The organism is Caulobacter sp. Root655 (assembly GCF_001427665.1).
Classification (GTDB): domain Bacteria; phylum Pseudomonadota; class Alphaproteobacteria; order Caulobacterales; family Caulobacteraceae; genus Caulobacter.
The window spans coordinates 211,276-236,027 of record NZ_LMHC01000022.1 but is presented as its reverse complement, the minus strand read 5'-3'; the positions used below and the strand labels follow the sequence as shown (position 1 = coordinate 236,027).

At 66.4% G+C, this 24,752-nt stretch carries 19 protein-coding genes and 1 pseudogene; 12 read left to right on the top strand and 8 right to left on the bottom strand.

What is annotated here, in order from left to right:
• Window positions 1-3: 3 nt before the first annotated feature.
• Window positions 4-783, top strand: coding sequence for a competence/damage-inducible protein A (locus ASD79_RS14840; RefSeq protein WP_056722926.1), 780 nt, complete (start codon window positions 4-6; stop codon window positions 781-783).
• Window positions 784-922: 139 nt separating this feature from the next.
• On the opposite strand, the gene ASD79_RS14835 is transcribed toward ASD79_RS14840, so the two are convergent.
• Entirely contained in the window at window positions 923-1,300 is a 378-nt protein-coding gene (locus ASD79_RS14835) for a helix-turn-helix domain-containing protein (RefSeq protein WP_056722924.1), read from the bottom strand.
• Window positions 1,301-1,422: 122 nt separating this feature from the next.
• Here ASD79_RS14835 and ASD79_RS25545 point away from each other — a divergent pair.
• The 4 genes and pseudogenes from ASD79_RS25545 to ASD79_RS14820 form a co-directional block, all read left to right on the top strand.
• Window positions 1,423-1,608, top strand: a pseudogene (locus ASD79_RS25545) (LuxR C-terminal-related transcriptional regulator); the annotation flags it as partial.
• Window positions 1,609-1,756: 148 nt separating this feature from the next.
• On the top strand, window positions 1,757-2,131 hold the full coding sequence (locus ASD79_RS14830) for a hypothetical protein (RefSeq protein WP_082584958.1): 375 nt from the start codon (window positions 1,757-1,759) through the stop codon (window positions 2,129-2,131).
• A 214-nt stretch (window positions 2,132-2,345) separates the two neighbouring features.
• Window positions 2,346-2,699 (top strand): hypothetical protein, encoded by a 354-nt coding sequence (locus tag ASD79_RS14825; protein WP_056722923.1) that lies wholly within the window; start codon window positions 2,346-2,348, stop codon window positions 2,697-2,699.
• A 112-nt stretch (window positions 2,700-2,811) separates the two neighbouring features.
• A complete protein-coding gene (locus ASD79_RS14820) occupies window positions 2,812-3,237 on the top strand; it encodes a hypothetical protein (protein ID WP_056722922.1) in 426 nt (141 codons plus the stop codon).
• Between the two features lie 450 nt (window positions 3,238-3,687).
• On the opposite strand, the gene ASD79_RS14815 is transcribed toward ASD79_RS14820, so the two are convergent.
• The gene (locus ASD79_RS14815) at window positions 3,688-3,894 is read right to left on the bottom strand and encodes a hypothetical protein (protein ID WP_056722921.1); all 207 of its coding nucleotides are present in this window, start codon (window positions 3,892-3,894) and stop codon (window positions 3,688-3,690) included.
• 175 nt (window positions 3,895-4,069) lie between these two features.
• Window positions 4,070-4,540 carry a hypothetical protein gene (locus ASD79_RS23970; protein ID WP_156400522.1) on the bottom strand — a complete coding sequence of 157 codons (471 nt, stop codon included), beginning with the start codon at window positions 4,538-4,540 and terminating at the stop codon, window positions 4,070-4,072.
• Between the two features lie 373 nt (window positions 4,541-4,913).
• Between ASD79_RS23970 and ASD79_RS14805 the strand changes: the two genes are divergently transcribed.
• Window positions 4,914-6,767, top strand: coding sequence for a HipA domain-containing protein (locus ASD79_RS14805; protein ID WP_056722918.1), 1,854 nt, complete (start codon window positions 4,914-4,916; stop codon window positions 6,765-6,767).
• A 423-nt stretch (window positions 6,768-7,190) separates the two neighbouring features.
• Here the strand turns inward: ASD79_RS14805 and ASD79_RS14800 are convergent, their stop codons facing one another.
• Window positions 7,191-8,666 carry an alkaline phosphatase gene (locus ASD79_RS14800; RefSeq protein WP_235524463.1) on the bottom strand — a complete coding sequence of 492 codons (1,476 nt, stop codon included), beginning with the start codon at window positions 8,664-8,666 and terminating at the stop codon, window positions 7,191-7,193.
• A 33-nt stretch (window positions 8,667-8,699) separates the two neighbouring features.
• Here ASD79_RS14800 and ASD79_RS25160 point away from each other — a divergent pair, with 33 nt between their 5' ends.
• Window positions 8,700-8,840, top strand: a complete 141-nt coding sequence (locus ASD79_RS25160) for a hypothetical protein (protein WP_235524461.1) — start codon at window positions 8,700-8,702, stop codon at window positions 8,838-8,840.
• Window positions 8,841-8,909: 69 nt separating this feature from the next.
• Here the strand turns inward: ASD79_RS25160 and ASD79_RS14795 are convergent, their stop codons facing one another.
• From ASD79_RS14795 to ASD79_RS14785, 3 genes are all read right to left on the bottom strand, one after another.
• Window positions 8,910-12,098 (bottom strand): outer membrane beta-barrel protein, encoded by a 3,189-nt coding sequence (locus tag ASD79_RS14795; protein WP_235524459.1) that lies wholly within the window; start codon window positions 12,096-12,098, stop codon window positions 8,910-8,912.
• Window positions 12,099-12,230: 132 nt separating this feature from the next.
• Window positions 12,231-13,256, bottom strand: coding sequence for a FecR domain-containing protein (locus ASD79_RS14790; protein ID WP_056722911.1), 1,026 nt, complete (start codon window positions 13,254-13,256; stop codon window positions 12,231-12,233).
• Window positions 13,225-13,827: an RNA polymerase sigma factor gene (locus tag ASD79_RS14785; RefSeq protein WP_056722909.1), complete on the bottom strand. Its 603-nt coding sequence runs from the start codon at window positions 13,825-13,827 to the stop codon at window positions 13,225-13,227. Before ASD79_RS14785 ends, ASD79_RS14790 begins: the two co-directional genes overlap by 32 nt.
• A 302-nt stretch (window positions 13,828-14,129) precedes the next feature.
• On the opposite strand from ASD79_RS14785, the gene ASD79_RS14780 reads away from it, so the two are divergent.
• The 3 genes from ASD79_RS14780 (at window position 14,130) to ASD79_RS14770 (ending at window position 18,050) form a co-directional block, all read left to right on the top strand.
• Entirely contained in the window at window positions 14,130-14,456 is a 327-nt protein-coding gene (locus ASD79_RS14780; protein WP_056722907.1) for a hypothetical protein, read from the top strand.
• Window positions 14,457-14,811: 355 nt separating this feature from the next.
• Window positions 14,812-17,109: a TonB-dependent siderophore receptor gene (locus ASD79_RS14775; RefSeq protein WP_156400521.1), complete on the top strand. Its 2,298-nt coding sequence runs from the start codon at window positions 14,812-14,814 to the stop codon at window positions 17,107-17,109.
• Window positions 17,109-18,050, top strand: coding sequence for a S1/P1 nuclease (locus tag ASD79_RS14770; RefSeq protein WP_056722903.1), 942 nt, complete (start codon window positions 17,109-17,111; stop codon window positions 18,048-18,050). The genes ASD79_RS14775 and ASD79_RS14770 overlap by 1 nt, the downstream gene beginning before the upstream one ends.
• Here ASD79_RS14770 and ASD79_RS14765 read toward each other — a convergent pair.
• On the bottom strand, window positions 17,957-18,934 hold the full coding sequence (locus ASD79_RS14765; protein ID WP_056722901.1) for a LysR family transcriptional regulator: 978 nt from the start codon (window positions 18,932-18,934) through the stop codon (window positions 17,957-17,959). The genes ASD79_RS14770 and ASD79_RS14765 overlap by 94 nt on opposite strands.
• 519 nt (window positions 18,935-19,453) lie before the next feature.
• Here ASD79_RS14765 and ASD79_RS14760 point away from each other — a divergent pair.
• On the top strand, window positions 19,454-22,303 hold the full coding sequence (locus ASD79_RS14760; protein WP_156400520.1) for a TonB-dependent receptor plug domain-containing protein: 2,850 nt from the start codon (window positions 19,454-19,456) through the stop codon (window positions 22,301-22,303).
• 94 nt (window positions 22,304-22,397) lie between these two features.
• Entirely contained in the window at window positions 22,398-24,746 is a 2,349-nt protein-coding gene (locus ASD79_RS14755; RefSeq protein ID WP_056722898.1) for a hypothetical protein, read from the top strand.
• Window positions 24,747-24,752 lie beyond the last annotated feature (6 nt).

Below are 24,752 nucleotides of genomic sequence, written 5' to 3'. Positions count from 1 at the left end.
ACGATGACGGCTACCCAAGCCAGCGGGGGCGAGCGCGTGACGGCGGCGGTTCTGATCATCGGCGACGAGATCCTCTCGGGCCGGACCCAGGACGTGAACCTCAACGCCATCGCCAAGTACCTGGCGGCCTACGGCGTCGACGTCTGCGAGGTGCGGATCGTGCCCGACGTCGAGCAGGAGATCGTCGACGCGGTCAACGCCCTGCGCCACCGCTACGACTACGTGATCACCACCGGCGGCATCGGCCCCACCCACGACGACATCACCGCCGACTCGGTGGCCAAGGCGTTCGGCGTCACCGCGCCCGAGCATCCCGAGATCATGGCCCTGCTGCGCGAGCGCTGGGGCGAGCCCAACGCCGCCCGCCGGCGCATGGCCCACGTGCCCGAGGGCGGGACGCTGGTGAAGAACCCGGTCCAGGGGCCGCCCGGCTTCCAGATCGGCAACGTCTTCGTGCTGGCCGGGGTGCCGGCCATCATGCGCGGCATGCTGGGCGACGTCGGCCCGCGCCTGCGCACCGGAGCGGTGGTGATCAGCCGGACCGTCCGGGTCACCGGCACCGGCGAGGGCACGATCGCCGCGCCGCTGGAGGCCGTGGCCAAGGCTCATCCGGACCTGTCGATCGGCAGCTACCCGTTCTTCGCCCCGCCCGACCTCTATGGCGCCAGCCTGGTGATCCGCGGCCGCGATCCGGCCCAGGTCGACGCGGCGGTGGAGGAACTGGTCGCGGCGTTGACCGAGGTTGGCGTCAAGGGAATCGAGCGGATGCCGGAGGGGACTTAACAATCCCCCTGCTCACCACAAACGGTCGTCATCCCCCGCTTTATGCGGGGGACCCAAGCGGATTGGATCGAAGGATATCGGTCAGCTCGGCTTGGGTCCCCCGAACGAGTCGGGGGATGACGAGCGTGGGTGCGGGACCTTAGTCCCCCTCCGGCTCGACCAGCGCCTTGGCCATCCCCAGCATGGCCTTGCGCGCCCTGGGCGTCGCCTGGCCATAGGCCTGCAGAAGTTCGATCGCGCCGGGCGTCGACAGCGCCGTCAGCATCGCCATGTCGTGCTCGGCGACCATGTCTTCGCCCACCAGGCTGCCGACCGTGGTCTGCAGCTTGGCGGCGATGCGCACCAGCATCGAGGCCGAGACCCGATTGGTCCCGCGCTCGTACTTCTGCACCTGCTGGAAGGTCAGGCCCAGGACCTGGGCCAGCTCGTCCTGGCTGATTTTCAGGTGGCGGCGCTGGACCCGGATGCGGGTGCCGACGGCGACGTCGATGGGGTCGGGACCGGTGGGCGTGGTCAAGGCCTGGATCCGATACTGAAGCAGCGATTCTGAAGTATCGGCTTGGCCTTCGTCAGCCGCAATGCATTCTTGCGGGGTGCGCGGCGCGTGGGGCGTTCGCGACCAGCTAGCTTTCGGGCGTCATGGACAGGCCTCCCTCCGTTCCCAGCGTCGAACTGCTGACAAAACGCGAACGCGAGGCCCTGCGGCTGGTCAGCCAGCACCGGCTGTCCAAGGAGATCGGGCCGCTGATGGGGGTCTCCAAATCGCGGGCCGACGCCCTGGTCGAGAGCGCCTGCCGCAAGCTGGGCGTCAACGGTCGGCGCGCCGCGGCGCGGATGCTGGCGGCGCACGACCAGGATCATGGGGGCGGCTTTGGGCCCCGCTATGGGATCGAATCCCACAGCGACTCAATGGGACTGTCACGCTTGGCGCCGTCACCCTCTCCTGCCGTCTCCTACAGCGAGGCGGACACCCGTGAGCAAGCCCAGCCTACCGACGGACGACGGCGTGACCAGCCTGGCGGCCCACCGCATGGCCCTGGTGGTCCAGAAGGCGCGCCAGATCCGGGACGCGTCCGACGCCTTCATCCGAGACTGGCCGACGCTGGAGGTCCGCCCGCCGATGCCGGCCTTCGCCTGGCCGGAACTGGAGCGGCAACTGCTGGACCTGGCGCCGAAGGAACTTGGGCCGATCGTTCGCGACCTGGTCTCGGCGGTCCGCAAGGAGGCCTTGCCGAAACCGCCGGAGATGGTGCTGCGCGAGATCCTGGTCATCGCGGCCACGGTGCTGGACGAGGACTTCCGTCTGAGCCTGGCGCAAACCCCGGGGGAGGGCTCGCCCATGCCCTGAACCCCGCGCTCCGGCTGCTGCTGGTCCTGGTCATCGCCGTCGCCTGCGCCTTGCTGGTCGGCGGCCTGCTCAGCGCCCGCCAGGTGGCCCACCTGATCCAGACCCTGCGCTACGGCTGACCGCCCATCGGAAAAGGGGCGCCGCCGGGCGCTCCATCCCATTCCATTTCACGCTGCAATCACGCGCCTTCCACGGCGCGGGGGGAGAAACTCGCATGGACCGTCGCATCGCCGCCCAGACCCTTGCCACCCAGCTGTTCACCACCGAGGAGGCCGTCGACAACACCCTGGTGCTGATGGGGGAGCTGATCTCCGCCATGCCGCGCGCCCGGCTGCAGGCCCGGGTCGCCGCCACCGTCGGCCAGGCGGCCGTCGATCACGTGCTGGAGGCCGCCTCGGCCCTGGCCGGCGTGCGCCGCTCGCTGGTCGCCGCCCACGGCGCCCTCAACGACGCCAAGGACCAGATCGGCCTGCGCCGCGTGACCATGGTCGGGAACGGCGACAAGTCCGATGTCGACGGGCCGCGCGGCCAGGCCGCCCACCTGCGCGAGGTGACCAAGAGCGCCTAGGCCACAAGCGCCTAGGCAATGGGCGGTCGGGGCTTTTCGCGCCAGGACGCGGGAGGCCCCTTTCCCGCGCCGGGTTTTTGCGAAACATGTCGGTCTCCAAACCGGGGCCGACATGATCAACATCCTGCCTACCCAGCTGGCCACTCTGGCCATGTTCGCGGTCTGCGCCCTGGCCCTGTTGCTGGGCCGCCGCTTCGAACGCCTGGTGGCGGTGGCCACCATCGCCGCCTGGATGCTGTCGGCGGTGGTCCACGGACCCGACAACGACGCGGTGCAGTGGGGCATCTTCACCGTCGATCTCGTCTACCTGCTGGTGCTGATAGGCTTCGCCGTCTTCGACCGTCCGCTGTGGATCCTGTTCATGGCGGCGTTCCAGCTGCTGGTGGTGCTGACCCACGTGGTCTTCATGACCGACATGACCCTGAAACAGTGGGCCTTCTTCTCCGCCTACTACCTGTGGAGCGACGCCCAGCTGGTCGCCCTGGCGGTGGGGGTGGCGCAGGCCTGGTGGGGAAAGCGGCGCGCGGGCCGGTCCTAGACTGGTGCGGGCGGCCGGGGTCGAACCGGCAAGGCCTTGCGGCCGACGGATTTTAAGTCCGTGTTTGATGTTGATTTTGAAAGATAATTCTAATTTGTTCTTAGGTTATGTGCTTATTAGCGGATCGTATTCCAACATTAGGGTAAATTCCTCCTTAAGCAAGATCTTTTGGGAGAGGCTCGGCGGGATTTCGGACGCTGACTCCACAGGAATTACACGCCCTCCCAGGGTGTAGTCCGCGCCGATGGAGAAGGTGGTTGAGATCGAGCCCAGGCCCGTCGTGGGCGTAGCCACAAGCGAATAGCCGATGCCGCGCCGCCGCCGACGTCGCGGACAGACTATTCTCCGCAGCGCCCACGCGAGCGCTGCATTTTCGGACGTGCGTGCATTGGCATGCCGTGAGGAGATTGCACGTCGACAACCTCCTCACGAACACGGCGGGAACCCTGACTACGGAAGCAGGGATGTCGGCAGGCTGGTTCTGACCGGCGCGAGCCTGCGCGTGAGCCCGTAGTCGCCGGGATCCTTGCCGGTGGCTTGCATCAGCGCGCGGACCAGCACGATCCGCATCGCGCGCGCCTGCTCGTAGGGCATGCCAGCATCGATCAGGATCTCTTCGTATTCGGCGGTGTCGAAATAGGTGGGATCGGGTTTCATGATGTCCTCGATGGAACTGAAAGGGAGCGACCGAGGGAGCCAGCAAAGAGGGGGGGCTCAGCGAGGTGCAGCTCGCCGCCTCGTCGCGCCTAGCGCAAAGCCAACCGTCGGTCTGAAGTGGAAAACGATGGAAGCGCCCGAGCGTGTCGAACTGGGCCCAAGGCCGAACGAGCGCTCAGCAGCGGCCAGTCTTGGCGAATTCGCCGATACGATTGGGATCGGCCCTCACGACATGGATCTTGCGCAGCTCCGAGTCCGGCGCCGGCGTCGGAACCATGGCCTTGCCGTAGTAAATCGAAACCGGCTGGTGGGTTGCCGACATGTGGATCAGCTTCTTGAGAGACTTCTTCCGCCACCAGCTGTCGATCTCGAACGCGATCGAACGTCCGCCCGGTGGCGCGTTCCAGATGACGTCCACCCGCCCGGACCGATTTTGGTCTAGGTAGGGCGTCGGGAACTCGAGGTGAGCTTCGTAGGCGAGCGAAATTCCCAGTGCTTGGATCCTTCGCTGCAGGACATTGTGGAAGAACTTCCCGCGATGTTCCGCGGTGATGGGGCGGAAGATTTCGGCATAGATCAGCTCAACAAGTTCAGCAGGCAGGCGCCAGTCGCTCGACGGCGGAGACCAGAAAGAGGCAATTTTCATGAGTGAAACCCTTTAGATGCGCGATTGCGCCCCACTCATCCTTCCTCTCTCCTTTTGATGATGTTGAATGGGCAGCCGTTGACTCTTAAGCGACCTTCAGAAGGGGCATGCTTTCATGCGACTATCCTAGGACCGCTCCGGAGCAACCCGTTGACTCGCGTGGGGTCAGGGGCGGCGAACCTGCTAGGCCAGTCGTCATGGGGTGGCTGCGTTCCGTTCGCGCGGATGAAGGTTCTGGAGCGCGCCGATATGGTCCATCGGCGCGCTCTAATCGCAATGCGTCAGGATTATCTCGCATCTCAGATGCGCGATAATTCTTGAGAGTTGGGCCGAGATGTGGAATTAACGCGCATCTGAGATGCGAGATAATCCTATGGCGATCCATCTTGTCGGAGAGACGATCGACGCCCGGCGCGCCCACCAGCGCGCACAGGCCGGCGAACTGATCCAGCTCGTGCGCGGCGTGTATGTCGACCAGGGCGGTGATGTCGAGGCCGACATCCTGGGCCATGCCGTGCGCATCGCGCACTATCTTTACCCCAACGCCTATCTGTCGTCGGCGAGCGCGGTTCTGCTCGCGCCAACGCCTGATGGCCGGCTGTTTATCAGCGGACGCCGCAACCAGCGCACGAGGCTGCGCACGCTGGAGATCGTCCAGAATGAGGCGCCTGAGCATCCCTCGACCGCGATCGCCGTAATCGGCGACGATCTGGGAGAGCTGCGTGTTGACGCCTCTTCACCACGCCAGCGCTTTCTGGAAGCCTTCCGCCTGCGCAGCGAACACGCCAGCGCAGTCACCGCTGAGATGCGCGCGCAAATGGCGGCGCGTCTCGTCGAGGAGCATGGCAACGCCCAGGCGGCGGCCGACGCGGTATGGGTGCTGGCGCGCGAGAATGGATGGTATCGCGAAGGGGAAGGTGCCGAACGCTTCCTGCTGGCCCAACCCGGCGTCGCCAAGGCGCCGGTCAACAGGGCCGCCCTCGATCTCCTGGTTGCGTGGCATGGTGAGCCACTCGGCCGCCTGACCCATGATGGTTTCGAATGGCGCTGGAAACCACGGAAGCGCACCGGACCCGCCCCCGTCCGCGAGACCACGCCGGGCAAGCTGCCGGCTTTCATCGAATCGTTGCTGCCCGAGGGCTGGCTGGCCCAGGTTCTCCATGAGCGCGACGAGCGCGAGGCGCTGCGGCGTGGCCGGCGCTATATGTCCAATATCGTCATCGTCGAGACCCGCGATGAGCTGGCGGCGTTACCCGCCGACATTCTCACCAAGACGCTGGCCGGCTTCGTCGAAGCCGGCCGCTTCACCGGCCGCTACGTCGGCCCGGCGCGGGGCGAGATCGAGGGGACCTTCGAGCAGAACCTGGCGCGCATGTTCGCGCGCGCCGAAACCCCGCGCCTGTCGGGCGTTCAGATCAAGGCGCCGATGAGCTTGATGCTCGATGGCGCTCTCGTCCCGGCCATCGAGCAGCCATTCACCCATATCCTCAAGCCCGCCGGCACGTCGGGCTTCGAGATGCTGCCGATCGTCGAATGGCTCTGCCTGGAGCTTGGCCGCTCTGCCGGCTTCGAGGCGCCGGACACCGCGCTACTGGCGATGCCCGACGGCATGTCGCCCGCGTTGGTGGTCGAACGCTTCGACATCCGGCGCGGGGCTGAGGATCAACGGCGGCTGGCGCTTGAGGACTTTTGCTCGATTTTGGACCTACCAACGTCAGCAAAATATGACGGCACGATCGAGCGGATGGCACGGGGGCTGCGTCCGCTGTCGACCGATCCGACGGCGGATCTCGACATCCTGTTCCGCCGCGCGGTCTTCGCCTGGCTGATTGCCGATGGCGATATGCACCTCAAGAACCTCGCCATGCTCAAGATCGCCGAGGCTGGGGCGAAGGGTTTCACGTCGGTCCGTTTCGCGCCGCTGTACGATGCCGTCACCACGCGCGTCTTTCCGGGTCTGGCCGGCGATCGCATGGCCCTCAAGCTGAACGGCAAGGATGACCGCTTGACGCGGCAGGACTTCCTGGCGCTGGCCCGCACGATCGGCCTGTCAGCGGACGATGCCGAGCGTGCGATCGTCGATCTGACCGGGCGGGTCGCCGAACGCGCCAAGACCCTGAGCCTGCCGGCATTCGCCGTCGAGTCCAAGGCGGCGCGAACCACGCAGGACAAAGTGATCGCCATCATCGTCGAGCGATGCATCGCTCTTGGCGGAGCGAGCACATGAGACGCCGACAAGGCGTTGAGCCATCGCTCTGGCGCCGTGTCCGGCGCGAAGCGTGCGGGCCTGGCCGCGCATGGCCGGCAGGGGAGCCGAAATTGTCGCCATCGCGGCCTCCTGTTCTTCGTGCGAAATCCCCAGGGGCGACAGGTCGAGCGTGAAATCCACATAGAGCGAGCGCTCTAGCGCGCCCCAAACCGCGACGCGGGTGGCCGCGGGAGAAGGCGATCGTCAACCTCGGCGGATCGACCCACGGGCTTGTCAAAAGCTACGCAACCGATGGTGGGAGCCTTTGGCCATCGCTTGGCTCCTGAACTTGGACCGAACCTGACTCATCGCCGACGTTGGGAACGTCCGCTTTCTGGCGGTCGCCAAGGCGGCCCGGTTCTGCGAGCGGGGAGACCTGGCGCTCCACGCTCCTCCCAGACGTCAACTCATCAGGACCCTCCGCCCGCGTTCCACGTGCATGCGGTGCGAGCCCGCGAGCGCGGTGTCACGGGTCTTGATCGTCCGAAGGAACAGCCACTCGCTGGTCACGCGTTTCGGCGTGACTTCGACCATCATATAGCCGCGCTGGCTGGTGTCGGCCCATTTCAGTTCGGGATTGGCGGCCATGAAGCCTTGGGCGACGATCTTGGGGTCGGCCGAGAAGTCACCCTCCGCGCCGCCGGAGGTGACGCTCTGGCCGGCGAACTCGACGCCGGCGGGCTGGCCGCCTTCGTTCAGCGAATAGGCCCAGGCGTTGTGGCTGTCGCCGGCCAGCATGACGAGATCCGCGTCCGCCGCTTGCGCGGCCTTCAGCAGCCGTGAACGCGCGGCGGGATAGCCGTCCCAGCGGTCCATCCACATCGGCAAGCCCAGCTTGGCGGCGCGGATGTTGTTCCTGTAGCCGTTGGCCTTGCGCTCGGTGGTTTCCGGACGCAGCCAGCCGACGGCGTCCTGTGGCATCACGGTGCGGCCGATGATCGTGCCCATGCCGACCAGTTGCCAGGCCGTCGAGCGCGCATTGCTCTTCAGCGCATGCGCCAGCCAGCTCTCCTGGGTCGAGCCCAGCATGGTCGCCGAGGGATCCTGCCACACGCCGTCCCGGAACGCCTTCAGCGCGGCGTCGGCGTCGTCCGCCCGGAAGGCGGCTCCGATGTCGGCCGGTCGGGTGCGCGCCAGCAGCCGCGATTCCGTGCGGTACAGCGTCGCCAGCGTTCCGATCGGATAGGCTTTCCAGGGTTCGTCCGAGACCGGCATCCACTCGCGATAGACCTGCATCGCCGCGGCCCGGCGCACGTTCCAGTCACCTTCGGTCGCCGACTGGTGATTTTGCGCGCCGCCTTCCCAGCTGTCGTTGGCCGACTCGTGGTCGTCCCACAGGGCCACCATCGCCGCCATCTGGTGCAGCCGCTGAAGATCGGGATCGGCGCGATAGCTGGCGTAGCGCAGGCGATAGTCGGCGATCGCCAGGATTTCGGTCGACGGCTCGGGGAGGCGTCCGCCGGCCAGGGCGCCGTCCTTGATGGAGGCCGCGCCATATTCGTAGATGTAGTCGCCGACATGCAGCCACAAATCCAGATCGGGGCGAGCGGCCGCGTGGCCATAGGCGTTGAACACTCCATAGGGCAGGTTGGAGCAGGAGAAGACGCCCAGCCCGAACTTGGCGACGGGACCCACGGGCAGGGTCTTCGTGCGGCCCACGGGAGACTTGGTCCCGTCCGGCGACACAAACCGGTACCAATAGGCGGTCCCTGGCTTCAACCCGTCGACCGTGATCTTCGCGGTCCAGTCGCGATAGGCTCCGGTGCGCACGCTGCCACCCGAAACCACCTTCGTGAAGTCCGGATCCAGCGCCACCTCGGCTTCGAGCCGAAGGATGTTGTCGCCGGTCGCCGGGACATAGCGGGTCCACAAGAGCATGGAGTCGGGGCCGGGTTCACCGCTGGCCACGTTGTGCGTGAACCCCGTGGCGCCGAGAAGCTCGGCGGCGAGCGCTTGGCCGGCCGGGAGCATCACGGCGCCCAGGCCAAGTCCTGCGCCAAGGATGAGACGGCGGCGATCGATGTTCAGAACCACGATGAGGTCCTCGACTGAGATGTAGGGGAAGGGAAGGTGTGGCCGCGCCGAGGGGGGCGGCGCCGCCACGCGCGGGATCAAGGGCGCCTAGAAGGCGCCCTTGATCCCGACGTTCCACATCGAGCCGTAGATGCTGTACTGCTGAACTCGCTCGCGGACGTTGGAGTAGATGACGTCCGGCGCGTTGAAGATGTTGCGGCCCGCCAGCATCATCTCGAAGTTCTTGTTGAGCTTATAGCTGGCGCTGACGTTCCAGAGCTCTCGGGCGGCATGGTAGAGAATACCGTTCTTGGGGTCCGTCGTCGCGGCGGTGGTGCGATACTTGGACTGCGCGTTGCCGGTCAGCTGGACGTCGAACTTGCCGTAGCTGTAGCGCACGCCCCAATTGCCCACCGTGCCCGGCATGTTCGCGCGCACGCCGTCAGGATCGATCTTGGTGATCGAACCGCGCAGACCCAGGCCCCGCAGCGCGCCGGGCAGGAAGGTCAGTTGCTGGTCGTATTCGAGGGTCACGCCCTTGTTGATGCTGACGCCCGGCTTGTTGCGGGTGCTGCGGAACTTGTAGCCGTTGTAGTCGCCAGGGTTGTAGCCGACATCCTCGGGATCGACCAAGATGCCGGTCTCCTGCATGTCCTTCACCTCCAGTTGGTAGACGGACACGCCGACGACGCCTGACGGCTCCAGGAAGTATTGCAAGCCGGCGAAGTACTTCGTCGAATGCTCGGGCTTCAGCAACGGGTTCGGCACGGTGACGGTCTGGGCGTTGTCGTCCACCGCGACGACGCCGCCGAGATTGCCGTAGTCGGGACGCAGGATCGACTGGCTGAAGGCCAGTTGGCCGACCAGCTTCTTGCTGAAGTCGTACTTGGCCCCGCCGCTGAGGAACCAGTCGTCATACTCGCCATGGCGCGTCGTGTAGGTCCCGTTTCGGTATTGGTAGGTAAGGCTGGCGACGGTCGGCTGCGCCTTGGGCTCGAAGCCAGCGGCCTTCATTTCGTCGGTCGAACGGACGTCGGCGACGCGGGCGTCGGTCTTGGTGCTCTCGTAGCGCAGACCGAGGTCGAACTGGGCGCGGCCGACACGAGGCTGGACCTCGAAATAGGCGGCGCTGACCTCCTCCCCGACCTTCTTGTTGTTGTCGAGCCGACGCTTCAGGTTGCCCGCGACGTCGGCCGCGAAATATTCCGGGTGCGCCTGGTAGATATCGTAGACGGCGTAGTTGCTGTCCGCGCGCCAGTTCTGGTCGTTCATGTTGCCGGCGTCGAAGCCATGGATCTGGAACTGGTAGTTCTTGGTCCAGGGAATGACCGCCTCGGGAGCCGTCTGGACGCCCGTTGGGCCGACGTACTTAAACTGCTGGAAGGACCCCTCATTGGTCTTCCAGACATTGGTGCGGATACCCGCGCCGGCCAGGACTTTGACCTGGACCGCGCCGACCTCGAGCTTCTTCTTCAGGTCAGCATAGGCGCCGTACATCTGGTTGTTGGCGTTGGACTCGGCGGTGCGGATGTTGTTGCCGATGGCGTCGTCGCGATTGAAGCTGGTGGGGTCGCTCCAGGAGCGACCGGCGGTCTGCTTCAGCGTCCAGGCGTTCGAATCCTCCGACGCGCGATCCAGCGTGAAGCCGATGCCCGTCAGATAGCTGTCCGTGCGCTGGAAGAAGCCCTTCTCGTTGTCATGGAAGTTGAATTCGGAAGTGGAATAGCTGCCGCGCAGCACGGCCTCCCAGGTGTCGCCCCGGTACTCCAGCTTGGGGGCGAAGAGTGCGGACGGGGTGCCGGCGTAGCGGTGCGAATACTGCGTGTGCAGACGGGTGTTCGTGGTGCTGGGATTGACCACGATGTGGGTGGACGTGGAGTCCGCGGTGGCCCGTGACGCCGCCGTCGTTCCGAAGATCAGGTAGGTGTACTGGTTGAAATATTCGACGTCGTAGAACGAGTAGGTGCCGCGCAGGGACAGGGCCAGCTCGTCCGTGATCTTGTAGTCCACGCTGAGGTTGGCGGCCTTGCGGGACGTCAGCTTCGGACCGGGGCGCCACATGACCTGGTACGGAATGACCCGGCCGTTGGCGAGATAGGACCAGTCGGTCTGGGTGCGATCCTGCTGGACGTAGTTGGCGTTGTAGCTGGCGTTGAACGCGATCCCCAAGCGGCCGTCCAGGAAGACGTCGGCATAGCCGATCTGGGCAGAGGGGAAGATCCGCGCGTGCTTCTTGTCGTCCGGGAGGTAGATCTTCGAGAGGCCGGAGTCGGAGGTGCCGACGCCGCCGAGTTGGAACCGCAGCAGGCGGCCGTTGCGCTGGAAGGCGTACTTGCTGCGCAGGTTGATGGCCCCGCCCGGGGCGTCGGCGTCCATGTTGGCCTGCAGCGTATTGTTCAGCTCGATCGAGTCGACGCCGGTGATCGACATCTGCTCGAAGGAGTTCTGGCGGCCGTTGTTGTTGTTCGACGTCGCCGTGGCCATGCGGGCGCCGTCGGTGGTGAAGGTGGAATATTTCGGATCCAGGCCGCCGATGCGCACCGCCGTGGCGTCCACCTCGGTGTAGTCGATCGAAATGCCGGGCATGTTCTTCATGAACTCGCCGACGTCGCCCATGGTGAGGGCGCCGAAGTTGTCGGCGGCGACTACGTTCTTGGCGTTCGTCGAGGCGCGGCGCTCCATGATCGCGGCTGCCTGGCCTTCGCGCTTGGCGACGATGGTCACCGCTTCGACTTCGTCCCCCACCGCGTAGGAGCGTGGGCTGAGCGCGAAATCCCGCGTCGCCATCTGGCCCGCCGAGACGCTGACGACGGCCCGCGACTCCTGCAGGCCGGTATATTTGACCACGACCGTCGCGTCGCCGGACGGCACGCCCGTGAGGCGGAAGTCGCCGCCATCCTCGGAGTAGGCCACGATGGTCGTGCCCTCGACGCGGATCTCGGCGTTGCGCACATATTCGCCGGTGGCGGTGTTGAGGACGCGGCCGCGCACGATGCCCGCGCCGACCGCCTGGGTCGCGTTCGACGCGCCCTGGGCGGACGATCGCAGGGTGATGATCTGACCGTCGTCGGAGTCGATCTGCAGCGGCGTGCCGACGATCAGGCGGCGGAGCGCCGTGTGAACGTCCATCCGGCCCTTCACGGCGGGCGTCATGACGCCTTCGAGATTGCGCGCCGGAGCTACGATCTGCACCTGGCCCTGGCGGGCCAGTTCGGGAATAGCGCGCACCGCGGGCTGGGCCGGAATGTCGAAGATGCGGTCTTGCGCATAGGCCGGTGCCGCGGTCGCGAGCGCCATGACGGCCGCCCCACAGGAGAGGACGGAATAACGAGAACGCATTGGCTGTAGCCCCCAATCGTCGCGTTGGTCGCGACGTTCACGGTTGAGAGCCGTCAGCCGAGAGCTTCCGCTATCGGTTACAAAAACTTCTTATTGCGCTGCAGCGCCGGAGGGCCTGCTTCGGGTCAGGACAACGTCGCCGCCGTCCTGTTCAAGCTTGGCGTCGAACACGCGTGCGATGGCGCGGCTGAAGCCTACGGGGTCGTTGGCGATGAAGAGGCCGGTCACCGGCTCGCGCGCCAGATCGGGGTCGCGGATCTGGATCCGGGTGTCGCTGTAGCGCGCGAAAGTGTCCACCGCCTGCTTCAGCGTCTCTCCTTCGAACGCCAGCTTGCCATCGCGCCAAGCCAGTTCCCGCGTGACCGCTTCGGGCGCGATCGGCTGTGGATGTTCGGCGACGGGGCGGCCGTCGGCGGGACGGGACAGGGTCACGCGCGTATTGGGTCCAATCGCCAAGATGGGCGCGGAGGCCGTGTGGTTCGAGGGCGCGATGTCGACCTGACCCTGGTTGACTAGCACGTCGATCGGATCCCCGTCGAGCTTGCGGACCCGAAACCCCGCCTGCGCCGTGCGCAAGCGGCGGTCGTTGACCTCGACGATGAAGGGACGGGCCTCATCGCGCGTCACGGAGAAATAGGCCTCGCCCTTGAGCAGCGTGACCCGCCGCTCGCCCTGGCTGTACTTGATCCTGATCCGGCTCTCGGTGTTCAGCAGCACGGTCGAGCCGTCCTTCAGGGGCGTCAGGCGGATTTCGCCGCGCTCGGTGCTGATGACGGATCCGGCCGCGGGCATGGCGACGCCAAGGGCCGCCAGCGAGGCTGCCGCCGCTCCGGCGCCCGACCAGGCCAGAGCCTGGCGGCGTGACACGCCCGCGAACCGCGATCGCCTCGGCGCTTCAAAAGCGGTGGGGTCAAAGCCTGATCCCAGCGCCTGGGCGGCCTCGCTCTTCATCGACAGCGCCTGCGCGCGCAGCAACGCGCCCTTGCGGCGCGGATCGCCGCTCAGCCAAGCCTGGAGCGCTTGGTTGGCCTCGGACGGCAACGGCCCACGATCTAGGCGCGCCGCCCAATCGGACGCCGCCTGATCAATGTCTCGACTGGTGTCTGGCTGGGCCATCTAGCGAGGCAATCTCCGATTCCACTGTCTTAGAGGTTTGGGACCGGTTGTTTCCGCTACTGCCGAACCAATCAATCAAGAATAGAATGCCGCGAGAAATATGTGTCTCGACTGTATTTTCCGAAATGCGCATCCGGAGGGCGATTTCGCGCTGAGGCAGACCATCGACGCGGCGAAGAACGAAGGCCTGGCGGGTCTTGGGCGGCATGGCCGCGATCGCGCGGGCCAGCTGGCGCAATTCGTCACGGTCGACCGCGTGCTGTTCGGGCGACGCCGCGCCGTCCGGCAGTTCAAGGCGCTCCAGATCATCGACGGTATGGATCGGGACGATGCGCGCGCGCCGGACGTGCCGCATGATCACCGACCGCGCGACCTGGAACAGATAGGCGCGCGGATGACGGATGGCCTCGACGCTCTCGAGCTCGGCCAGGATCGTATAGGCCTCCTGGATGACGTCGCCGGGATCGACGCTCGGCGGGGCGCTCCGCGAGAGCCAGCCCCTCAGCGCGGGTTCGTGCGGCAGGATATTCCGCAGAAACCACCGTGTTCTTTCCCTGTCGGCGCCGCTCATCCCTCGTCCGCTGGCTGAAGTGTTGCGCTAACGCGAAGCGGTCCGTCGTCGGAAGGCCAAGACGGCCCGCTTCAGTTCAGACCCTGCCTAGACGGCAATTGTGACAGCTGCGCCCGTCCCCGAGCTTGATGGTCTTTGGCGATGCAGCGGAACGTCCGCTTTCTGACACGATCCCAGGTTCCGCTTCTGGCAGAGAGGATGGCCGTCTCACCCCTGGCCACCAGGACGGCTTTTCGCGGAATGTCGCCCTGTTCTTGAACGAACGGGTCTAGGTGGGCGCTTCAGACCTCCGAGAGACGCCTATGCCCGCCTTCACCATCGTTACCACCAGCGCGACTCACGGCAGCGATGCGGTGGAGGTGAGCACACTGAGCGACGATTTCACCAACGACAGCGAAGCCCTGGGCTATTCGCGCCGCATGGCCGAAGAAATGGTGGGCATGGCCCACCAGTTGTCGCTCGACTTCGACTTTAGCACCGTCGGCCTCTACGATGGCGACCTGATCGACGAGGATATCGATCCGTCCCACACCGCTTTTCTGGGGGCCTGGGTCTTGGACGAAGAGGGCGCATCCTTCGTCGGAGCCGATGAATTGCGCGAGGGCGAAACCGGGCCCGAAGCCACCTGACGCCAGGCAACTGAGTGTCGACCTCGCGGGGCGGCAGTTCAATAAGGCGTGCGCCGGCGCTGCCTAAACCCTTCAACGTCTACCGGCCCCGCGCCAGCTCTCGCGTACCTCCTGGCCGCGCGTACGGCCATTCCACTGCCGGCTGCGCGGCATCTACGCGCCCGGTATCTGGAGGTGTGCGAGAGTCCGCTGTTCATGGCGTTAGGCGGCTGCAGTGGAGGCAGGTTCAAGAAGGGCCATGACTAGGTCGGGAACCTTTGGGATTGCGCGCCGCGCAACGCGGTTGTGGCCTTTGCGTTCGCGCCGCGACCAGGCCCCGGACTAAACGCCTCGTCACGAGACGGGGAGTACGATCATGACGGTGTTCAAGGGTTTGGCGGCCGGTGCGGCGCTGACGATGTCATTGGGCGCGACGGGCGCGTTGGCGCAGTCGTCGGCGCCCGCGCCGGCGGAGTCGACCATCGACGAAGTGCTGGTGGTCGGATCGCGCGTGCCCGGGCGCCTAGCGACCGAGACCGCCGCGCCGGTCGACGTGTTCACCGGCGAGGTGCTGGCCGAACGGGGCTTCACCGATCTTGGCAAGATCCTGGGCTTCCTGGCCCCGTCGTTCAACTATCCGCGCTCGCAAACCTCGCCGTCGTCCAGCAGCACGCGAGGCTTCTCGCTGCGCGGGCTGGGTCCGGATCAGGTGCTGATCCTGGTCAACGGCCATCGTCGCCACGCCTCGTCGGTGCTGAACTTCAACAACGGCGTCGGCCGGGGCACGGTGCCGGTCGACATCAACACCATTCCGGTGACGGCCATCGCCCGCATCGAGGTGCTGCGGGACGGCGCCGCCGCCCAGTACGGCTCGGACGCGATCGCCGGCGTGATCAACATCGTGCTGCGCTCCGACGCCCGAGGCGGTGAAGCAACCGCCACGGCCGGCGTCACCGAGGACGGCGACGGCCAGTCGGGGGTCATCACCGGGCGGATCGGGCTGCCGCTGGGCCACGACGGCTTCCTCACCGTGACCGGTGAGGCCAGGACGCGAAAGCCCACCAATTCGGCCGAGATCGATCCGCGCGTTGGCCGCATCAGCCAACGCACGGGCGATCCAGACGCGCAGAACCTGTTGCTCACGGCCAATGCCGAGGCGGCCCTGCCTGGCGGCGCGCGAGCCTATGGCTTCGGTACGCTGGCCTTGCGCGACTCGACCAGCACGCCGCTGTTTCGTCTGCCCAGCGTCGCGCCGGCGCTCTATCCGAACGGCTTCCTGCCCAACATCAATCTGGACATGCTGGATCTTGGCGGCGCGTTGGGCGTGCGGGGCGAGATGGCGGGCTGGCGCTATGACCTGAGCGATACGGCGGGTTACGACCGGGGCGACTTCGAGGTCTTCAACAGCGTCAACACCTCGCTCGGCGCGACCAGCCCCACGCGGTTCAATTCCGGCGGTGTCACCTACGGCCAGAACCTCGCCAATCTGACGGTCAGCCGCGGCTTCGACCAGGTGATGGCGGGCGCCAACCTGGCGCTCGGCCTGGAGTATCGCAACGAGACCTTCAAGATCCGCTCGGGCGAGCCGGCCTCTTTCACCGGCGCCGGGGCGCAGGGCTTTCCCGGCTTCAATCCGCCGACGCCGATCGACGTGGATCGCAACGCCTTCAGCGCCTTCGTCGACGCCGAGATCAGCCCCGTCAAGGGATTGGACATCGGGGTCGCCGCGCGCGCCGAGGACTATAGCGACTTCGGCCGCAAGGCGACGGGCAAAGCCTCGGTGTTCTGGCGCGCCACGCCTTGGCTGGCGGCGCGGACGACGGTCAGCAGCGGCTTCCGGGCGCCGTCGCTGCAGCAGCAGTATTTCTCGACGGTCACCAGCCAGTTGAGCGCTGGCGCGTTGGTCAATATCGGCACCTTCGCGGTCACCGATCCGGTCGCGCGCGCCTTGGGGGCCAGCGACCTGCGTCCGGAAACCTCCAAACACTATTCAGGCGGTGTCGTGCTGATGCCACGTGACGGTCTGACCTTCAGCCTGGACGCCTTCAGGATCGAGATCGAGGATCGCATCGCGCTCAGCGAATCCCTATCTGGCCCAGCCGTGACGGCCATCCTGCAGCGCGCCGGCATCACCAACGCCAGCCAGGCGCGGTTCTTCACCAACGCCATCGACACCAAGACCCAGGGCTTCGAGGCGACCGGAAACTGGCGCACCCGGATCGGCGATGACGGGCGGTTGAACCTGACCGTCGGCTACGCCGCGTTCGACACCGATCCGCGCAACCCGCGCAGCAATCCGACGGTCCCGACCCTGCCGCTCCTGGCGGCCTCGTCGCTCAACACGCTGACCGACGCCGAACCTCGCAACAAGCTGACGCTTTCGGCGGATCTGCGGGTCGGCCGTTGGAGCCTGACAGCCGACGCGGCGCGGTTCGGACGCTACAAGGCCGCCCCGGTCGGCCCGATCCAGGTGTTTGGTTCCGACGCCACGCTGGATCTGACCTTGGCCTATCGGGTGACCGAGCGGATGCGCGTGCAGATCGGCGCGCTGAACGTCACCGACGCCTATCCCGATCGCGTGCGGGGGCAGACCGATGGCCGACCCTATACCGAGGCGGGCGGCGTTGGCGTCGATGGCCGGGAATATTTCATCCGTCTCGGGGCCAGCTTCTGATGCGCGCCTCCAGACGCTTCAGCGGAGCGGGGCTGGCGCTGTTGGCGGCCTGGTCGCTCGGCGCGGCTCCGGCGGCGGCCTGGACCCGACCCGGGCACATGGTCATCGCCGCGATCGCCTTCGACGATCTGGAAGCGAGCGATCCGGCGATCGTGGACCGTGTGGTCGCGTTGCTGGACAGCCATCCGGACCGAGGGCCGTTCGAGGTCGCCGAGGATCGTAGCGAGGGGCGAGAGCGGGCGCTCAGGCTGATGATGGAGTGCGCGCGCTGGCCCGACGACGCGCGCCTGACCGGCTATGACCAACCCAGTTGGCATCTTGAGATGAAGCCCGTCGTCTGGGCGGGCGACCCGCCCGCGGTCTTGCCCGACGATCGCGTCGCCATGGACGGCGTCGAGGCCTTCGCCCTGAACGCGCGGATCGTGGCCAATCTCGCCGCCACGCCCGCCCAGCGCGCCGTCGCCCTGTGTTGGGTCATGCATCTGGCGGGAGACGTTCACCAGCCGCTGCACACGGCGCAGCTGTTTTCCGCGCGATATCCGGAAGGGGACAAGGCCGGCAGCCTGCAGTTCGTCATCGACCCGCTGACGGGGCGCTCCGAAACCCTGCACTGGTTCTGGGATGACAGCATCCACCGCTCGGGCGATGTCGCCTCGGTGCGGGCGCGCGCGACAGAGCTAGAGCGACGACGTCCCCGACCTACGGCCTCGCCCGGCGGCCGCCGGGCCGTGGCGGCCGACTATTCCGCCTGGGCCGAGGAAAGCCGGGCCCTCGCCGCATCCGTCGTCTATGCCTCTGGGCCGGTCGGCGGTCTGTCGGCGAACCAGGCCAAGGCGCTGCCGCCGGCCTATGCCGAAGGGGCGGCGACCCTGGCGGAGGACCGGGCCGCGATCGCGGGGTACAGGTTATCGGACCTGCTGCGCGAGGCCTTGCCGAAATAGGCGGTCGGCGTGTTCGCCGCCTGGGTTTCCAGCCAAGACCAGACCGTGGCGACGGACCGACGACGGCGTCCGGCGCTGGTGGCGGCCAGGCGGTATTCCCCCGGATATTTCAACCAGGGAAGACCTAGTTCGACCAGCCTGCCGTCGTCGAGATAGGGCTGTACGGTGGGCAGGGCGCCAAGCACGACGCCCATTCCCTGCGCCGCCGCTTCGTAGGCGGCCTGCATGACGTCGAAGCGCGTCGTCGCGGCCAAGCGGGTCAAGCCGGCCTGATCCGTCCACCAGTCCCAGATATTGAGTGGAACGCTGACGGCGAGGCGCGGAAAGGCCGACAGGTCGGGATTGGCGCGAAAGCGCGCCGCGACCTGAGGCGAGGCGACCGGCGTGCCCGAGACGGTGATCAGCGCCCGCGACGTTAGGCCTGAGAAGTCGGTGTCGCTGAAGCAGACCGCGAGATCGACCGCGCCGCGCCGCAGGGCCGAGTCATCGCGAATGGTGTCGAACGACAGCCGGATGTCCGGCGCGACGGCGCCAAGATCGCCCAGGCGCGGGATCAGCCAGCCCACGGCCAGCGAGTGCGACAACGACAGGCGGACTTCGGTTTGCTCGACATCGTCGCCCACGGCGGCACGGGCGGCCCGGCGCAGCTCCAGATAGGCCGGCTCAAGCTCGCGCAGGCAACGCGCGCCCGCCTCGGTCAGCCGCAACCCGTCGGAGGTGCGTTCGAACAGGACCCGATCGAACTGTGACGCCAGAGCCTGAAGGCGTCGCGAGAAGGCGGCGGGGCTGATGGCGCAGCGCTCGGCGGCGGCGCGAAAGTTTGGCCCCCGCGCCGCCTCGATGAACGCCTGGATGTTTTCAAGGGGCGGAAGCCGGCGTTGCATTGATCACTCAGACCTTTGGCGATCGGTAGGATAGCAACGGACTGTGACAACCGTCGCAGGCGACACGCCACCAGCGTCAGCACCTGAATGTCATGTTTCCGGAGCGGTCCCAGAGTCCGCTGTTGGCGCGACTCGGCCAGCCCTTCGGACCTCCGGATCAGCAGGGCGGGGTGGTCAGCCGCCGCGAATGCTCAGAGTCGACCGACGGCTCCGGGCAGCCGTTGGCGCTTGGCCGAAAACTCCGGGTGTCACTGAGATCGATATCAAATGGCGAGGTCTGGATTCCGCGCCCTGTTCGGACTCGCCCGATCCGCCGGCATGCTTGGAGCTTTCCCGGTCGCCCGAAACACCGTTGACAGCTAAAGAATGACGCTGTTATCGATAACAATTGAGCGGGTTCGTGACGATGCCTTCGGCTCGACAATCAACAAGTAGGACGGTCAAGCGTCCTGAGGGAGGGATAAAATGGGTCGTCATAGCCCCGCGTGCGCTGGTCGCCGCGCTCTGCGAGTTTCTCACATGGCGCTGGTTGTCGCGGCCGGCGCCTGCGCGCTCTCCGCAAGCCCGGCGCACGCACAGTCAGCGCCCGCGGCCGGTCGGCCCGCCGCGCAGACCCCGACGTCGGCCAAGACGGAGGTCAACGCCGTCGACACCATCATCGTCACGGGGGTCATGGCCGGGACGCAAGCCAAGAAGGCGAACGTCTCGTTCTCTATCCTGTCCGAAGACGACATGTCCAAGTTCACGCCGATCAGCGCCGACGACATGCTGCGTGACATGCCCGGCGTGGTCGTCGAGTCCAATGACGGCGTGGCGCGCAACGAGGTCTTCACCCGCGGCATGACCATCGGCACGGGGTCCAACACCTCGGGCTATTTCTGGACGACGATCCTGGAAGACGGCCTGCCGGTCGTGCCGTTCAAGTTCAGCGGCTTCCAGGACGGCTATTTCTACCGCGCCGACATTTCCACCAGCCGGGTGGAGTCGGTGCGCGGCGGCTCGTCGGCGACCGGCGTGACAACCTCGGTGGGCGCCACCTTCAACTACATCACGGGCGCGGTGAAACCGGGTGGGGTCATCCAGACCCGCCTTGGCTTCGAGGGCGAAGACCTTCACCTGTCGTGGAAGCAGGTCGATGGGGCCTATGGCTGGGTCAACAAGGCCGGCGACGCCGGCATCGGGCTCAGCGGGTTCTATCGCCGCTCCAACGGCCAGGTGAACCCCGGCTACGACCTGAACCACGGCGGCCAGTTCAAGGTGAACGCGTACAAGGAGTACACGGGCGCCGGCGGCTCGGGCTCCTTCAATGTGATCCTCAAGCACCTGGACGACACCAACGCCGAACTGACGACCTTCCAGCAGCCGACCTACGGCTACCAGAACCCCGAAGAGATCCCGGGCTTTGGCCGCGACGTGAACCTGTTCATGAACGGCGGACAGCAGACCGTTCCCAACTACTTCAAGCCGGGCAGCCACTCGCTCGATCCGTCCGACGGCTACCGCTACAAGCAGGACGCCATCTCGCTCAGCTGGCGTCACGACACCGATGATCCGTGGAGCTTCACCGGCGCGGTCCGCGCGCAGAAGTCCACCTATCGCGGGCAGTCCTACAAGCCTCAGAGCCTGGCGTCGCTCGGCTCGGCGGCCGCGACGCGCGAGCGCTTCGGGCTGAACATCAACAACCTGGACCGCACGCCGGGCTATTACGAGTTCACCAATGCGGCCGGGCAGCTGGTCGCCCGCGTCGCCAACAACGTGAACGGCTCGCAGCTTGGAACCAACTACCGCACCGGCGTGGCCTGTCCGCGAGTCACGGCCGCCACGTTCCAGACCAACAGCCTGTGCATCGTGGCCAACACCTTGCCCAACCGCGACATCGACATGCGTGGCGGCCTGGTGACCGCCACCATCCCCAGCACGGGTGGCGGCTTCAATTCCGGTGTCGTGCCGACCGGATCAAGCTCGCAGGACCTGGTGCTGCTGACGCGGGCCGAGGACAACGCCCGGGAGTCGAAGGACTTCATGGGCAACTTCACGACCAGCTATCACGGCGACAACTACAGCCTGAACGTCGGCCTCTATGTCGCCCGGTCCGAGCAGGCCAACGACAACTGGGCCAACGGCTTGGGCGTGTCAGCCTGGGCCGATGGTCAGGTGCAGAACCTCAACGCCCGATACGTCACCAACACGGGCACGGCCTACCAACTGACCGACGCCGGCGGCTGGGGCGCCTATGGCAGCGGCCTGTTCACCACGGTGTCGCAGCGCGCGACGATCCTGGAGACCTCGCCCTATGCCGGCTTCAGCTGGTCGCCGGGCAAGTTCGACTTCAACGGCAGCATCAAGTACCAGCACTTCAACGCCAAGACCTATTCCGAGACCTGGGATACGCGCAACGCCGGCGCCGCGTCCCTGACCAACGGCGGGCTCGATGGCGATCCGCTGACCGTCTACGACAACATCTACATGACCCAGACGGCGTCGAAGATCATCCGCGCCGACAAGGACTTGGGCCTCGTCGATTACAGCGTCGCGATCGGCTACAATTTCAACGACAAGCACAAGATCTACTACCGCTATACTGACGCCAAGCAGCCCTCGTCGGGGGTCGTCAACCGCTACTCGACGGCGGCGACGCTGGTGCGACCGCTGGGCCCGACGGCCTTCATCAAGGGCCATGAGGTCGCCTACACGTTCGGCGACCGCAAGTTCAATGGTCAGATCACCTACTTCTATCAGAACTTCGCCGTGAACGATTATCCGACGGCGGTCGATACCGACAATGTCTCGACCTACCTGCTGCCGGAGAACTTCAACAAGTACTTCACGCGCGGCCTCGAGGGCTGGGCCAAGTGGCGTATCACGCGGAACCTGGAGTGGTCGCCGTCGGTCACCTACCTGAACGGCAAGACGACCGAGGCCTATAACTGGCTCAATACCGGGGCCAACGGCCTGGGCGTATCGGACGATGTCCTGCGCGTGGACGCGGGGCTTCTGGCGCGCTCGCCGAAATGGACGATCAGCAACACCGTCTCGTACCGCTGGAAGGACTTCCGTTTCAACGTCCGCCACCGCTGGATGGACGAGCGCAAGCTCAATACCAACTCGCTGGATCAGCGTTTCCTGCCCAAGCAGGACAATGTCGATGTGTCGGTGCAGTACGAAGGTCTGGCCAAGACCAAGATGACGCTCGACGTCCGCAACTTCTTCGACAAACAGTATATCTCGGCCTACGACCCGATGATCAGCACCAACCTGCCGAGCAACGTCCAGATCTATGACGTGGTCGCGCAACTGCCGGAGTCGGGCTTCCTGCTCAAGCGCAACGCGCCGCGGTCGGTCTGGCTGACCGTCCGGCGGGAATTCTAGGACCCGGCGTCCAGGACGTCGGCTGGAGAGGCGAGGGGCGATCGATCCCTCGCCTCCCCAGTTCGCCACCAACACCCACCAACGGGCGGCCGGCATGACCAAGTATGGGTTGATCCTCGCGGCCAGCGCGCTGGTGGTCGCTTCGCAGGGCCACGCGGCCACGCCGCTGATCGACAAGATCGTGTTCGGGGATCTGTCGTCCGAAGCCCGGCACGGCGTGGACGCCAAGGCCTCCGAGCGGGTGACCGGCGGTCTGGGCGCGGCGGCGCGACGGTTGCCGCCGGCCTCGCCCGGCGCGCGTTTCAGCGGCGACCTGACGTTCAGGCTCACGGTCGATCCGGCGGTCCAGAACTATGCTTCGGTGCGGCTCTGGGGCGGGGACGCCAACGACAACAAACTGACCCTGTTCTGCGACGGCAAACAGGTCGGCTATCGCCACCTGGGCGACGTCGAGATTCTCGACATCGGAACCCAGGCGCCGCCCTTCGCCGGCCGCTTTACCTACCGCACGTTCCCGCTGCCGCTGACCCTGACCAAGGGGCGCGGTCAGCTGGATTGCGCCATCCGCGCCAGCGGTCCGTACGCGGTCTACACCAACCGGTTCGAGGCGTTCCAGAAGCCGATGGTCCAGCCGTCGCGGCCGGTCTACGCACTCTATGTCCACGTCGAGCCCTTCCTTGAGACCCATGACGCCACGGGTCAGGCGCCGCCCCTCGCCAAGGCGGGACCGTCGGCGGGACCCGAGGTCCTGGAGGGCCTGAAGGCGCGGGTGAACCTGGAGATCGAGCGCAAGCTGGCCCAGCCGGGACCGCTGGAGGTGCTGGAAGCTCAGTTCATGGCCCGCGCCCACGGCCTGTCCTGGACGAAGGCCTACAAGAACCCGAAGGTCACCGAAAAGCTCGTCCAGAGCGGCGACGCCTATTTCGCTCGGTTCCTGGCCGATCCGAAGACGGTCTATGTCGACGCCTCGCGGACCAATCCCGACTGGGAGGTCCTGGGGCCGTTCGGCAAGGCGCTGAAGCTGACGGCGGCCGACATCGCGCCCTATCTCGACGCGAAGATCGCGGCGGGGCCGGGGGCGTCGATCCCCCGCCGAGAGGCCTATGCTCGGATGCTGGATTACGGGCTCGTCTACGCCCTGTCCCATCGGCGACTCTACACCAACCAGTCGATGATCGTCGATCTGCAGGGCGTCTACTGGAGCAATGAGGGCCTTCGGGCGCTTGGCAGCGACAAGGCCCGGCCGGAGCCGGCGATGCGCGGCTTTCTCCGCGAGTCGATGGGTCTTCAGCCCTGGACCGGCAGCCTCGACGACAAGGGCGCGGCGACCTATTCAAGCTCGGCGGCCGACACCGGAAGCTTCCGGTCCGCTGACGACTATAAGCTCTTCACGAAGATGGGGCTGTCCAAGGAGCTGGGCTTCGTCGGCAGCTATGGCGAGATCCTCGACTGGGCGACCGGCATCTACCTGGCCACCGCGCCAAGGCCCGGCGCCGAGGGGGATCCGCAATTGCGCGCGCAGCTTCTGAAGATGGCGCGGGCGCGGACCTATTTCCGCTATTCGGGGATCGACGCCGAGGGCGCGGCCACCATGCTGCTGGAAGCGCCGATCGGTTGGCGCGACCCGGTCTATCCGGGCGTCACGACCTATGTGCAGAAGTCCGGTTGGGACAACACGCCGTTCTACACCGCCGTGGCGACGCGCGACCCGGCGCTGATGGCGATCGCGCGCCAGATGCTGGATGACGGCCAGTACTTCGCGGTGCTGCGCGACAGGCTGAAGGACAAGGGCCAGCGCACGACGATCGGCCTGCTGGAGGCCTATGACGAGTGGCTGGTCGTCAAGGACTGGCCGCGCTCGAACGTCCGGTTGCCGATGACGCCGGGCCAGCCCGATGTCGTGTTCGCCGATCCCGAGGACGGGGTCGTGGCGATCAAGAACGGCGACGAGATCCTTTATGCCGAGCTCTATTGGCGCGCCAACTGCGGGGTCAACCGCCTGGCCCGCTTCCACTACCAGACCCCGACGACGGACCGGATCGCCACGATCGCCTCGCGGGTCGACTTCACGCCCAGCGGCAAGTCGTGCGTCCGCCCGACCAGCCCGCACTTCTCGGCCGGTGCAATCCCGCTCATCGCCTATCCGGACGAAGCGCCGGCCGCCCTGGCGGGCGAGGTCCTGCCGGTGGCCAAGACGCCGCCCGAGGCGCGCTATCGCGACCAGGACAATCCCTATGCCGGGCGCGGCGACTACTACGAGGCGCGCTATGGTCCCTATCTGATCGCCATCAACGCCGGCGCCGAAAAGTCCGTGACGGTCGACCTGCCCTCGGGCGAGGGAGTGCGGATGGAACTGGTCTCCAAGCGCGCGATCGCGGCGGGTGAGAAAGCCCTGACCCTGGCGCCAGGGCAGACGGCCGTGATCTACTCGCGCGGGCGGTAGGATGCG